At 65.3% G+C, this 12,455-nt stretch carries 14 protein-coding genes; 10 read left to right on the top strand and 4 right to left on the bottom strand.

The features are described from left to right. The first annotated feature begins 71 nt into the window (after positions 1–71). Positions 72–1,013 (top strand): dihydrodipicolinate synthase family protein, encoded by a 942-nt coding sequence (locus tag AC0L3S_RS08900; RefSeq protein ID WP_473278778.1) that lies wholly within the window; start codon positions 72–74, stop codon positions 1,011–1,013. 206 nt (positions 1,014–1,219) lie between these two features. Here the strand turns inward: AC0L3S_RS08900 and AC0L3S_RS08895 are convergent, their stop codons facing one another. From AC0L3S_RS08895 to AC0L3S_RS08885, 3 genes are read right to left on the bottom strand one after another with little or no spacing between them, the layout of a single operon-like run. After that, a complete protein-coding gene (locus AC0L3S_RS08895; protein WP_473278777.1) occupies positions 1,220–1,918 on the bottom strand; it encodes a DUF1045 domain-containing protein in 699 nt (232 codons plus the stop codon). A gap of 18 nt (positions 1,919–1,936) precedes the next feature. Beyond that, positions 1,937–3,130, bottom strand: coding sequence for an alpha-D-ribose 1-methylphosphonate 5-triphosphate diphosphatase (locus AC0L3S_RS08890; RefSeq protein WP_473278775.1), 1,194 nt, complete (start codon positions 3,128–3,130; stop codon positions 1,937–1,939). After that, the gene (locus AC0L3S_RS08885; RefSeq protein ID WP_473278774.1) at positions 3,127–3,786 is read right to left on the bottom strand and encodes an LbetaH domain-containing protein; all 660 of its coding nucleotides are present in this window, start codon (positions 3,784–3,786) and stop codon (positions 3,127–3,129) included. The genes AC0L3S_RS08890 and AC0L3S_RS08885 overlap by 4 nt, the downstream gene beginning before the upstream one ends. 183 nt (positions 3,787–3,969) lie before the next feature. Here AC0L3S_RS08885 and phnC point away from each other — a divergent pair, with 183 nt between their 5' ends. The 4 genes from phnC to phnE (AC0L3S_RS08865) all read left to right on the top strand — a co-directional run bounded on the left by phnC (position 3,970) and on the right by phnE (AC0L3S_RS08865) (position 7,585). Continuing rightward, on the top strand, positions 3,970–4,779 hold the full coding sequence (gene phnC, locus AC0L3S_RS08880) for a phosphonate ABC transporter ATP-binding protein (RefSeq protein WP_473264424.1): 810 nt from the start codon (positions 3,970–3,972) through the stop codon (positions 4,777–4,779). Between the two features lie 63 nt (positions 4,780–4,842). Then, positions 4,843–5,778, top strand: a complete 936-nt coding sequence (gene phnD, locus AC0L3S_RS08875; RefSeq protein WP_473264422.1) for a phosphonate ABC transporter substrate-binding protein — start codon at positions 4,843–4,845, stop codon at positions 5,776–5,778. Positions 5,779–5,855: 77 nt separating this feature from the next. After that, a complete protein-coding gene (phnE, locus tag AC0L3S_RS08870) occupies positions 5,856–6,740 on the top strand; it encodes a phosphonate ABC transporter, permease protein PhnE (protein WP_473278773.1) in 885 nt (294 codons plus the stop codon). Further along, positions 6,698–7,585: a phosphonate ABC transporter, permease protein PhnE gene (phnE, locus tag AC0L3S_RS08865; RefSeq protein WP_473278772.1), complete on the top strand. Its 888-nt coding sequence runs from the start codon at positions 6,698–6,700 to the stop codon at positions 7,583–7,585. Before phnE (AC0L3S_RS08870) ends, phnE (AC0L3S_RS08865) begins: the two co-directional genes overlap by 43 nt. A gap of 135 nt (positions 7,586–7,720) precedes the next feature. Here phnE (AC0L3S_RS08865) and phnF read toward each other — a convergent pair whose 3' ends face one another. Then, entirely contained in the window at positions 7,721–8,449 is a 729-nt protein-coding gene (gene phnF / locus AC0L3S_RS08860) for a phosphonate metabolism transcriptional regulator PhnF (RefSeq protein ID WP_473264418.1), read from the bottom strand. Positions 8,450–8,568: 119 nt separating this feature from the next. On the opposite strand from phnF, the gene phnG reads away from it, so the two are divergent. Genes phnG through phnK form a run of 5 tightly spaced genes read left to right on the top strand, consistent with a single transcriptional unit; the run spans position 8,569 to position 12,447 of the window. Next, entirely contained in the window at positions 8,569–9,033 is a 465-nt protein-coding gene (gene phnG / locus AC0L3S_RS08855; protein WP_473278771.1) for a phosphonate C-P lyase system protein PhnG, read from the top strand. Between the two features lie 4 nt (positions 9,034–9,037). After that, entirely contained in the window at positions 9,038–9,646 is a 609-nt protein-coding gene (gene phnH / locus AC0L3S_RS08850; protein WP_473278769.1) for a phosphonate C-P lyase system protein PhnH, read from the top strand. Positions 9,647–9,648: 2 nt separating this feature from the next. Next, positions 9,649–10,764, top strand: coding sequence for a carbon-phosphorus lyase complex subunit (locus AC0L3S_RS08845; protein WP_473278768.1), 1,116 nt, complete (start codon positions 9,649–9,651; stop codon positions 10,762–10,764). Next, positions 10,761–11,657 (top strand): alpha-D-ribose 1-methylphosphonate 5-phosphate C-P-lyase PhnJ, encoded by an 897-nt coding sequence (locus AC0L3S_RS08840; protein ID WP_473264413.1) that lies wholly within the window; start codon positions 10,761–10,763, stop codon positions 11,655–11,657. Before AC0L3S_RS08845 ends, AC0L3S_RS08840 begins: the two co-directional genes overlap by 4 nt. After that, positions 11,650–12,447: a phosphonate C-P lyase system protein PhnK gene (gene phnK / locus AC0L3S_RS08835; protein WP_473278767.1), complete on the top strand. Its 798-nt coding sequence runs from the start codon at positions 11,650–11,652 to the stop codon at positions 12,445–12,447. Before AC0L3S_RS08840 ends, phnK begins: the two co-directional genes overlap by 8 nt. Positions 12,448–12,455: the final 8 nt, after the last annotated feature.

The raw sequence follows: 12,455 nt of genomic DNA, 5'->3' as shown, positions 1-12,455 counted from the left end.
GGGGCGGGTACATCTGTGACGCTGCGCGAGCGTTGCGGCAGATGTAAGAGATATCAGGGATGGAGAGTTCGATGCCGGTCACGCCCCAACACAAGGCGCAGCGCCCCTATCGCGGCGTGTTCCCGGTCGCACCCACCATCTTTAACGAGCGCGGCGAGCTCGACCTCGACGGACAGCGCCGCTGCATCGATTTCATGATCGACGCAGGCTCGAACGGTCTGTGCATTCTCGCCAATTTTTCCGAGCAGTTCGTGCTCACCGATGCCGAGCGCGAGACCGTGATGCATGCGGTGCTGGAGCATGTCGCGGGCCGCGTTCCCGTGATCGTCACCACCACGCATTTCAGCTCGGCCGTCTGCGCCGCGCGCAGCCAGCAGGCCGAGGCGGCCGGCGCCGCCATGGTGATGGTGATGCCGCCCTATCACGGCGCAACCTTCCGCGTGCCCGAGAAAGGCGTCGTCGAATTCTTCAAGGTGCTCTCCGGCGCGATCAAGATTCCGATCATGATTCAGGATGCGCCTGTCGCCGGCACGCCGCTGTCGGTCGAGCTGCTCGCGCGGCTGGCGCGCGACTTCTCCAACATCCGCTATTTCAAGATCGAGGTGCCGGGCGCCGCGTCAAAGCTGCGTAGCCTGATCGAGGCGGGCGGCAAGGATATCGAGGGTCCCTGGGACGGCGAGGAAGCGATTACGCTGCTCGCCGATCTCGATGCCGGCGCCACCGGCGCGATGACCGGCGGCGGCTACCCCGACGGCATCCGCCAGATCGTGGATCCCTATTTCGCCGGCAAGCGTGAAGAGGCCAAAGCCGCCTACGAACGCTGGCTGCCACTGATCAACTACGAAAACCGCCAATGCGGCCTGATCGCCTGCAAGGCGATGATGCAGGCCGGCGGCGTGATCAAGTCGGACACGGTGCGGCATCCGCTCCAGCCGCTGCACCCGGCGACGCGGGCAGGGCTGCTGGAGCTCGCGAAAGAACGTGATGCAATGGCGTTGAGGTGGGGGAAGTAGGGCGCTGCCTGCTCGGCGGTCGCCATATAACTCAGCCGTCGTCCTGGACGAGCGTAGCAAAGCGGAGCGCAGATCCAGGACCCATTACCCCAGGATGTCGTTTGGCGAAGACTCGGGAGGCTATGGCTCGCGCTATAACCGCTCCCTGGGGTAATGGGTCCTGGCTTTCGCCAGGACGACAGCGAGAATGACGCGCGAGCGCAATGCTATCTCGTTAACATCCACTCGCCGACGAGACGAAACCTTGCCCCCGCATTATCCTGCTTGAACAACGCAATGCGATCGACCACCAGCGTCTCAAGCCCGAGCGCCGCGAACCGCGCGCGCAGCATCTCCAGAATCGGGCCGCGCCGCTCCGCGTCCAGCCGCCCCGTCAGCGTCATGTGGAAGCGGAATTCCTCCATCACGTACGGGTAGCCCCAGCGATGGAGATAGTCGCGCTGCCGTTCGCTGAGCTTCTCGGGTTTGCGACGCGCACGATCTTCCGCCGTCAGGGCGGTGCGAAAGCGGTCGAACGCGCGGACGCAATCAGCGGCGAGCTCTTGGAGCGCATCGACCTGCTCGGCCGGAATGACCGCAATAAAGCCGCTGATGGCATCGACGACCGGGCGGATCACCGGGATCTTCCGCGCCTCGCCGGCAAAAGCCGCGCAGGCCGCAAAAAGCTCCGCTTCGGTCTTGCCCGGCGCGAGCGCCATCGGCGCCTTCAGCGTGCCGTGAAAACCGTATTTGCGGGGATCGGCGGTGATGTCGCGCCAGTCCGGCGCGAGACGGGATGCGTCGGCGGGAAAGGGCGGCTCGTTGCCGGTATAGGCATCGTAGCCGAGCAACTCCGCGCCGAAGCGGGACAGGGCGCTGTTGCTGCCTGCGGCAAAATAGATCGCGTAGCGGGGGAAACTTGTCATCGTCCGAGCATAGCGGGTTTATGCTGCGACGACAGCTTCGCGCGGGGTAGCTGCCATGCCAAGCAACCGCGTCGCGTCGGTGAGATGTACGAGCTTGCCGCCTGATATCACGGCGATCAGCCGCGGCCGCAGCGGCATGCTGTCGTCGACCAGCAGAATGTCCGCGCGCCGGCCTTCCGCGAGCACGCCGCGATCTGCAAGACCGGTCGCGCGCGCGGGCGCGGCGGAAACCAGGTTCCAGGCCTCGGTCAGCGGCAGCACGCCATCGGCGGCGAGCCGGAACGCAGCGAGCAGCTGCGCGGGATAGTAGTAGTCCGAGGCCAGCACCGAGCAAAGCCCTTTGGCGATCATGTCGGATGCCTTGGTCCAGCCGGTGTGGCTGCCGCCGCGCACCACGTTCGGCGCGCCGTAGACGATGGCGTCTCCGTGGCTTGCCGCCGCCCGCGCCGTCTCCTCGTTGATTGGAAACTCCGCGATCGCCACGCCCATGGCGCGAAAGCGCTGGCGCATCGCCGGCGTCGCATCGTCATGCGATAGCATCCGCACGTCGGCGGCGCGGGCTGTCGCGGCGAGCCGCGACACGGAAGCCGGCACTTCACCGGCGCGCGAAAGCACGTGGCCGACTAGCCGGTCGAAATCTTCGCTCGACAGGCCGGTACGTTCCACCATGCGGTTGCGCTTGCGGGGCTTGGCCATGTCCCCAACCGTGCCGTCCATGTGGTCGTTGAAGGCGAACAGGTCGACGCGGCCCTCACTGAGCCACTGGGTGATCTCGGCTTCGGCGTCGAGATTGTAAGTCTCATGACGCAGGTGAAAGCGGGTGTCGGCGGCGAATTGCGGGCGCTGCCGTTCGATCGCCTCCATCAGACCGCGCGCATTGTCGGCGCTGCGCAGGCCCGGCTCCCATGAGCAGGTCGTGGCGTGAAATACCGTGGTGATGCCGTTGCTGATCGCCTGGCGGTCGCTGTCGGCGAGCGCGACGTCGATCGGGAAATCGACCCCGGCGCGCGGCATCATCTGTCGCTCGAAGGCATCGCCATGCAGATCGACGATGCCCGGCAGGACCAGCAGATCGCGGGCATCGATCGCAAGTCGCGCTCGGCCGCGAGACGCATCGATCTCTGCGATGTCCGTTCCGGACACGAAAAGCGACGTTTCGGCGAACTCGGAGCCGATCAGGGCCCGCCCGCCCTCGATGAATATGTCTGTCACGCGACCGCGCTTCGTTTGCTGGCAGAGGAGGGTGCCCCTGCTTCGTATGCCGTGAGGAAATCCTCAATCCCGAGCTTGCGGAAATCGGGCAGGGCTTCACGCAACTTGTCGTGATCCCAGTCCCACCAAGCGAGCCTCGCAAGCCGCCCCGCAACCTCTTCCGAGAACCGCCGCCGAACGATGCGCGCCGGATTGCCGGCGACGATGGTGTAGGCCGGTACGTCCTTGGTGACGATGGCGCCGGCCGCGATCACCGCGCCGGTGCCGATGTTGCGGCCCGGCAGCACGATCGCGCCATGGCCGATCCAGACGTCGTGGCCGATATGGACGTGGTGCTGGCGCCGCCAGTCGAAGAAGTCGGTGTCGTCGGTCTCGCCTTCGAAATAGGCGCTCGAACGATAGGTGAAGTGCGCCTGCGTGGCGCGGTGCATCGGGTGATTGCCCGGATTGATCCGTGTCATCGCCGCGATCGAGCAGAATTTTCCGATGGTGCTGTAGGTGATCTGGGCGTCGTTCACGACATAGGAGTAATCGCCCATCGTCACGTCGTGCAGCATCGTGCGGGCGCCGACCTCGGTATAGGCCCCAAGCCTGGTGTCGTGCAGCTTCGCCGAGGGATCGACAGTCGGCTGGACCGAAAGAGCTTTGGCGGCCATGTTGCATCCGAACGAGAGGGCGGGCGTTTCTCTTCGAGCGGCTTGATGACAATGTCATGACGACGCGATGACAGGGCAAGAACAGTGGATGACGTGTGTAGGATCGCCGCACCGCAACGTCCGTGTCACACAAGTGTCAAGCGCCGGCGCTAGCGGTGGGTCCCAGCTACTCTGGAGCCCTGCATGCTGGTGGTTGAAGGTCTGACGTGTCGCTTCGGCGTGAAAGCCGCGGTGGACGACGCTTCGTTTCAAGTCTCTCCCGGCGGCTTCGTCGGCGTGATCGGACGGTCCGGCGCCGGCAAGTCGACCCTGCTGCGGACCATCAACCGTCTCGCGGCCCCTTCGCAGGGCCGCATTCTGTTCGGCGGTCTCGACGTCACGGCGCTACGCGGCAAGGAGCTGCGGCAGTGGCGGGCGCGTTCGGCGATGATCTTTCAGCAGTTCAACCTGGTCGGCCGGCTCGATGTCCTCACCAACGTCCTGATGGGACGGCTCGCGACGATGCCGGCCTGGCGCTCGCTGTCGCAGACCTGGCCCGAGCAGGACAAGGCGCTGGCGATGTCCGCGCTTGAGCAGTTCGATATCGCCCCGCTCGCGGCCCAGCGCGCCGACCAGCTCTCCGGCGGTCAGCAGCAGCGCGTCGCGATCGCCCGCGCGCTGGTGCAGCAGCCCGACATCATCCTCGCCGACGAGCCGATCGCCTCGCTCGATCCCCGCAACACCAAGATCGTGATGGATGCGCTGCTGCGCATCAACAAGCACTTCGGCATCACCGTGCTCTGCAATCTGCATTCGCTCGACCTGGCGCGCAGCTATTGCGACCGCCTGATCGGCATGGCGCAGGGGCGCGTGGTGTTCGACGGCGCGCCGGCCGAGTTGACCGAGCACGTTGCGCGCGAGCTCTACGATCTGGAAGCCGCCGATGTCATGGGCGGCACGCCTGCACCGGTGCGACAAGGCATTCCGGCGCTTGGAACGGCGGCCGCCGCCTGAGCGGCGCCGCATCAGGACTCACCAGTTTTGCGTCAACCGACCTCAACCAATGAAGAGGCTATCATGATTACTCGCAGATTGATTCTTGCTGGCGCCGCCGCGCTCGCGTTCACGGCTTCGGCTTCGGCCGAGGACTGGAAAGCTAGATATCCCGAGCTGACCTTCGCGGTCATTCCGGCGGAAAACGCCTCGGGCGTGACCGAGCGTTGGGCGCCGTTCATGAGCTATCTCTCCAAGGAACTGGGCGTGAAGGTCACGCTACGCATCGCCAACGACTACGCCGCCGTGATCGAAGGCCAGCGTGCCGGCAACATCCACATCGCGAGCTATGGCTCCGCGTCGTTCGCTCGCGCCCGCCTGACCGGCGTCAAGACCGACGCTTTCGCCAACGACATCAATTCCGACGGCTCGACCGGCTACTACTCGGTGTTCTTCGTCAAGGCGAACAGTCCCTACAGGAGCATCGACCAGCTCAAGGGCAAGAACCTCGGCTTGGTCGACCCGAACTCGACCTCCGGCAACAACGTGCCGCGCTTCGAGCTCGACAAGATGGGCATCGCGGACGCCGACACCTATTTCAGCAAGGTCGTCTTCACCGGCAGTCATGAGAACGCGATCCTGGCGCTGGCGCAGGGCACGGTCGACGTCGCCGCGAACCAGTGGACCAGCGACGACGATTCGACGCTGGCGCAGATGCTGACCAAGGGCATGCTGAAGAATGCCGACGGCTCCGCGATGAAGAAGGACGATTTCCGCATCATCCACAAGTCGGCGCCGATCATCAACGGCCCCTATGCCTACAATTCCGACCTGCCGGAAGAGGCCAAGGCCGCGATCGCGAAGGCGTTCTTCGACGCGCCGGCCAAGGACAAGGCTGCGTTCGATCGCCTCCAGGACGGCCAAAAGAAGGGTTTTCATCCCGCGACTACCAAGGATTGGGATGGCACGATCGAGCTGATCAAGTTCGTCGATGCGCTGCGTAAGAAGAAGGCGTCCTGAGTATCGGGACGATGCCACTGGAGCCGGGTCGATGGACCCGGCTCTTTCTCTTTGATTGACCATTTTTCCTGGCCAAGATGACCGTCGCGGTTTCGATCCTCCCCGAGCAGCAGCTCGCCGTGCTCAGCGCCGCCTATCGCCAGGCGGTCGCGCGCAAGCGGCTCCGACTCCTGTTTGGAGCCGTGATCTTCGCCGCTGCACTGTGTCTGGCGGCGATCGGCGCGGAAGTGAATTTGCGCACGCTGTTCGCCCATTTCGGCAACTTCATCAGCTATTTCGACCGCATCCTCACACTTGACACCGGCCAGCGCGTCTGGACCGATGTCGGCGAGTGGCTCTGGGGCTGGCGCAAATGGCTGAAGATGCTGGGCGAGACCCTGCTGATCTCCTATGTCGGCACGTTGATCGGCGCGACTTTTGCGTTTTGCCTGAACTTCCTCGCGGCTGAAAACACCTCGCCCGCGCCCTGGCTGCGCTTCGTGGTGCGGCGCCTGCTCGAATTCGCGCGCACGGTGCCCGGCATCGTGTTTGCGCTGATCTTCGTGATCGCGTTCGGGCTCGGACCGATGGCGGGCGTGCTGGCGATTGCGATTCACTCCACCGGCGCGCTCGGAAAGCTGTTTTCGGAGATCGTCGAGAACGCCGACATGAAGCCGGTCGAAGGCGTTCGCTCGACGGGCGCGAGCTGGCTCTCCTGCATGCGCTTCGCGATCCTGCCGCAGGTCACGGCTGGCTATGCCAGCTACGCGCTGCTGCGTTTCGAGATCAATGTCCGCGAGGCCTCCGTGATGGGCTTCGTTGGCGCCGGCGGCATCGGCCAGGAGCTCGTCGTCGCCATCCGCAAGTTCTATTACTCGGACGTCAGCGCCATCCTGCTCACCATCATCGTCACGGTCTTCATCATCGACATCAGCACCGGATGGCTGCGCGGCCGTCTGTTCGGCAAGGAGGCGCGGACGTGACGGGACTGCGGGAGACCGATACCGCGGCGCTTCGCGCGCGCTATCCTGACGTGTTCGACCGGCCGGCGTCGGCGCGGCTCGCCATGCCGGCGACGATCGTCGCGGCGCTCGCGATCCTGATTTACGGCCTCGTCGATCTCGACTTCTCGCCGTCGCGGTTCGTCGCGGGCCTCAACCAGCTCGGCTGGATCAGCCTGATGATGATCCCGCCGGATCCCGGCTCGTCGCTGCCGATCTATCTGAAGGCGCTGGGCGAGACGCTGTCGATCGCGCTGCTCGGCACGACTCTGGCCGCGCTGTTCGCGCTGCCGGTCAGCCTGCTGGCCGCGCGTAACGTCGTGCCGTCGAGCATTTTGCGTTTCCCGATTCGGCGTTTCCTGGATTCGATCCGCGGCGTCGACACGTTGATCTGGGCGCTGGTGTGGATCAACGTGGTCGGGCTCGGCCCGTTCGCCGGCGTGCTCGCCATTGCCGTGTCCGATTTCGGCGCGTTTGGAAAACTGTTCTCGGAGGCGATCGAGGGCGCCGACCAGAAGCAGGTCGAGGGCATCCGCGCCTCCGGCGGCAGTGCGCTGCACGAGATCCGCTTCGGCCTGCTGCCGCAGGTCCTGCCCGTGATCGCCGGACAGGTGCTCTATTTCATCGAGTCGAACACGCGCTCGGCCACCATCATCGGCATCGTCGGCGCCGGCGGCATCGGCCTCCAGCTCGCCGAGCAGATCCGCGTGCTGGAATGGCAGAAGGTGTCGTTCCTGATCCTGATGATCCTGGTCGCGGTCGCCGCGATTGATTTCGTCTCGGGAAAGTTGCGGTTTGCGATCATCGGCCGAAGGGCGGTGGCGTAGGTCTTCGCCTCTCCCCGCTTGCGGCGGGTGAGGGGGACTCTCCGCGAGTCCGTCTCTTACGGTGATTGTGGAGGCAGCCCCTCACCCCAACCCTCTCCCCGTAAGAACGGGGCGAGGGAGAACAAGCAGCCCACCCTACGGCTCCACCAGAAATTCCACCCGCTCCGCGGCAAAGCGCGAATGCTTGGTCACCAGCGGCTTGCCGTCGAGATCGTGGTCGGTGGCGTCGACCACCAGGATCGGCCGCCCCAGCGCCAGATCGAGCCGTGCGGCGTCGGTTGCGTCGACGATGCCGGCGGTGATCCGGGTCGCGCCGCGGCGATAGTCGCGGACGCCGTAATGCTCGAGCAGTTTCGTCATCGAGCGGGTCGCGGCAAAGATGTCGCCCGCACCCGGGAACAACTGCGCCGACAGCCATGTCGTGGAGACGCAGATCGGCGTGCGGTCGGCGAGGCGCATCGCCTCGATCCGCACCAGCGGTGCGCCGGTCTTGAGACCGAGTTCTCGCGCGAGTTCGCGGGTCGCGACATCATCGGACGCCTCGATCAGCCGGCCATGCGGTTCGCGGCCGTCCGCGCCGACGATCTCGGAGAAGCGGGTCCGGGAACGCAGCGGATAGGCGAGCTTCTGCGCCTCGACATAGGTTCCGCTGCCGCGTTCGGCCCGCACGATGCCGCGCTCGGCAAGTGCAGCCAGCGCGCGCCGCACGGTGTGGCGGTTGACGCGATAGGTTTCGGCGATCTCCATCTCGCCCGGCAGCTTGTCGCCGGCCGCAAAGCGGCCGTCGGCGATGCCGCGCTCGATGCCGTCGGCAACGAGGCGCCACAACGCGACGCCGGAGGAGGCTGTGTCCTGCATGCTCATGTGGCCGGGAAGCTACTCCAGAAATCACGCCTTTGTCACGAAACAGTCATGGCGCTCCGGTATCAAGTTGTCTAGTATCATAGACAACTTGAATTCGGCAAGTTGTTGAGAAAAGTTCGGTGGATCTGGTGACCCAGCACAACAATCAGCAAGCCCAGCGCAAGGCCGCAATGGCCGTGCTGGCGCACGCGGAGGCGGGCGAGATCGCCGCTCGCCTCCGCGCTCTCGCTCTGCCGGCGCATCAGGATCTGCGCGCGCCGGAAAACGGCCTCGTCATGCTGCGCGGCCGGGTCGGCGGGGACGGCGGGCCGTTCAATCTCGGCGAAGCCACGGTGTCGCGCGCCGCGGTGCGGCTCGCGAGTGGCGAGGTCGGCTTCGGCTACACGCTCGGTCGCGACGGTGAGAAGGCGCGGTTGATCGCGCTGTGCGATGCGCTGGTGCAGTCCAGGGATTTCGGCGGCGCCGTGGAGCGGGACGTTATCGCGCCGTTGCGTGAGCAGCTTATGGTCAGGCGCAAGCAGGCGGCGGCCGAGACCGCCGCGACGAAGGTTGATTTCTACACCATGGTGCGCGGTGAGGGGTGAGATCATGACCACGATTGCGGAACTGCCGCCGGGATTCGCCGACAAGGTGCTGTCGGCGCAATCGACCTTTCGTTCGGTCATGGACGCGATGGCGCGGCCGGGATCGGTCCAGCGCATCGTGCCGACATCAGGGGCGCCTCATATGATGATGCGCGGCACGGCCGCGATCGCGCTGACGCTGTTCGATCACGACACGCCGCTCTGGCTCGATGCGCGCACGTCTGAAAGTTCCGACGTCGTGAAATGGCTGAAATTCCATACCGGCGCGCCGGTGGTGCAGGATTCCTCCATCGCAAGCTTCGCCCTGATCAGCGACGGCGGGGCGCTGCCTTCGCTTGAGCGCTTCGCGCTCGGCACCAGCGAATATCCGGATCGGTCGACCACATTGATCCTGCAGGTCGAGAGCCTGGACGCAGGACGCAGCTTCGAGCTGCGCGGTCCCGGCATCGACGGTGTCGCGGCGCTCCATGCCTCGATCAAGCCGTTCGACCTGTTCGAGCGCTTGCGCGTCAACGAAGCGCTGTTTCCGCGCGGCGTCGATGTGGTGCTGGTCGCCGACCATGCCGTGGTTGCGATCCCGCGCACCACGCGCGTCGTGAGCAAGGGAAGCTAAGCATGTATGTCGCAGTCAAAGGCGGCGAACGCGCCATCGAGAACGCTCATCGCCTGCTCGCCAGTGCGCGGCGCGGCGACCAAAGCGTGCCGGAAATCTCCCTCGACCAGATATCGGAGCAGCTCGGCCTCGCCGTGGACCGCGTCATGAGCGAAGGCTCGCTCTATGACCGCGAGCTCGCGGCGCTCGCCATCAAGCAGGCGCGCGGCGATTTGATCGAGGCGATCTTTCTGGTCCGCGCCTTCCGCGCCACGCTGCCGCGCTTCGGCGCCAGCGAGCCGGTCGAGACCGGTGCGATGCGCGTGCGGCGGCGGGTGTCCTCGACCTTCAAGGACATTCCCGGCGGCCAGATCCTCGGCCCGACCTTCGACTATACTCACCGCTTGCTCGATCCCTCGCTCGCCGAAGGCTTTGTGCCGGAAGCGCCGGCGACGGCTGAAGCCTCGACGGTGCCCACGCCACGCGTGACGGATATTCTCGGCCGCGACGGGCTGATCGAATCATCGCCGCAGGCCGAGGAAGGCGCCAGCGTCGGCGATCTCACCCGCGAGCCGCTGAATTTCCCGGCGGACCGCGATCTGCGTTTGCAGAACCTCGCGCGTGGCGACGAAGGGTTTTTGCTGGCGATGGGCTATTCCACCCAGCGCGGCTACGGCCGCAATCATCCCTTCGCCGGCGAGATTCGCTTCGGCGAGGTCGAGGTCGAATTTTCGGCGGAAGACGTCGGCTTCGCCGTTCCGCTCGGCTCGATCGAACTCACCGAATGTCAGATGGTCAACCAGTTCAAGGGCTCCGCCACCGAAGCGCCGTGCTTCACCCGCGGATATGGCCTCGCCTTCGGCCAGAGCGAGCGCAAGACCATGTCGATGGCGCTGGTCGACCGCGCGTTGCGCGCGCGCGAGCTTGGCGAAGAGGCACTCGCGCCCGCGCAAGATGAGGAATTCGTGATGTCGCATTCGGACAACGTCCAGGCGACCGGCTTCGTCGAGCATCTGAAGCTACCGCATTATGTCGATTTCCAGTCGGAGCTCGGCCTGTTGCGCAAGCTGCGCCAAGAGTTTTCTAAAGCGTTCACCGAGGCCAATGCGCCTGACGCCATGAAGGAGGCCGCGGAATGAACGCGCCCGCCTACAATTTCGCCTATCTCGACGAGCAGACCAAACGGATGATCCGCCGCGCGATCCTCAAGGCAATCGCGATCCCCGGCTATCAGGTGCCGTTCGCCAGCCGCGAGATGCCGATGCCCTATGGCTGGGGCACCGGCGGCGTGCAGGTGACGGCCGCGATCCTCGGGCCGCAGGACGTGCTGAAGGTGATCGACCAGGGCTCCGACGACACCACCAACGCGATCTCGATCCGGAAGTTCTTTGCCAAGACCGCCGGCGTTGCCACGACGACGGCGACTGAAGATGCGACCGTGATCCAGACCCGCCATCGCATTCCCGAGACGTCGCTGCACGAGAATCAGGTGCTGGTCTATCAGGTGCCGATCCCGGAGCCTTTACGTTTCCTCGAACCGCGCGAGACCGAGACGCGGCGCATGCATGCGCTCGCAGAATACGGCCTGATGCATGTCAAGCTCTACGAGGACATCGCCCGCTTCGGCCACATCGCGACGGCTTACGCCTATCCGGTGAAGGTCAATGCGCGCTACGTGATGGACCCATCGCCGACGCCGAAATTCGACAATCCCAAGATGGACAATTGCCCGGCGCTGCAACTGTTCGGCGCCGGCCGCGAGAAGCGCATCTATGCGATCCCGCCCTTTACGCAGGTCGTGTCGCTCGACTTCGAGGATCATCCCTTCGAGCCCTATCGCTTCAACGCGCCTTGCGCGTTGTGCGCCTCGGAAAATTCCTATCTCGACGAGATCGTCACCGACGACAAGGGCGGCCGCATGTTCGTCTGCTCCGACACCGATTATTGCGAGGGACGCCAGGCCGCCGGCCATCACGGCAGCCTCAGCGCCGCGCCGTACAAGGACAAGGCGCAGGAGGCATCGAATGGCTGATCAAGACATGCTCGAAAACGACGAGCCGCTGCTGGTCGCAAAATCCCTCAGCAAATCCTATGGCCGGATCGCCGCCTGCCGCGATGTCTCGTTTTCGCTCTACCCCGGCGAGGTGCTGGCGATCGTCGGCGAATCCGGCTCGGGCAAATCGACGCTGCTCCAGCTGCTGTCGGGTCAGCTCGCAGCCAGCGGTGGGCACGTCTCCTACCGGATGCGCGACGGCGTCAGCCGCGATCTCGCCACGCTGGGCGAGGCCGAGCGGCGGTTTCTGTTTCGCACCGATTGGGGTTTCGTCCACCAGGATCCCGCGCAGGGTCTGCGCATGGCGGTCTCGGCCGGCGCCAATGTCGGCGAGCGGCTGATGGCAGTGGGCTGGAATCATTACGGCCGCATCCGTGATGCCGCGTCGGACTGGCTGACCCGCGTGGAGATCGACATCGCACGCATCGACGATGCGCCGCGGACCTATTCCGGCGGCATGCGCCAGCGCCTCCAGATCGCCCGCAACCTCGTCACCGAGCCGCGGCTGGTGTTCATGGACGAGCCGACCGGCGGCCTCGATGTTTCCGTGCAGGCCCGCCTGCTCGACCTCGTGCGCAGCCTCGTCGCGGAGCTGCACCTCGCGGTCATCATCGTCACCCATGATCTCGCGGTGGCGCGCCTGCTGTCGCATCGGGTGATGGTGATGAAGGGCGGCCGCGTCATCGAGACCGGCCTCACCGACCAGGTGCTCGACGATCCCCGCGAGCCCTACACCCAGCTCCTCGTCTCCTCGATTCTGCCGCCATGAGCCTTCCA

The organism is Bradyrhizobium sp. Ken01 (genome assembly GCF_055807355.1).
The sequence above is the reverse complement of the archived record's forward strand: the minus strand, read 5'-3'. Positions and strand labels throughout refer to the sequence as shown.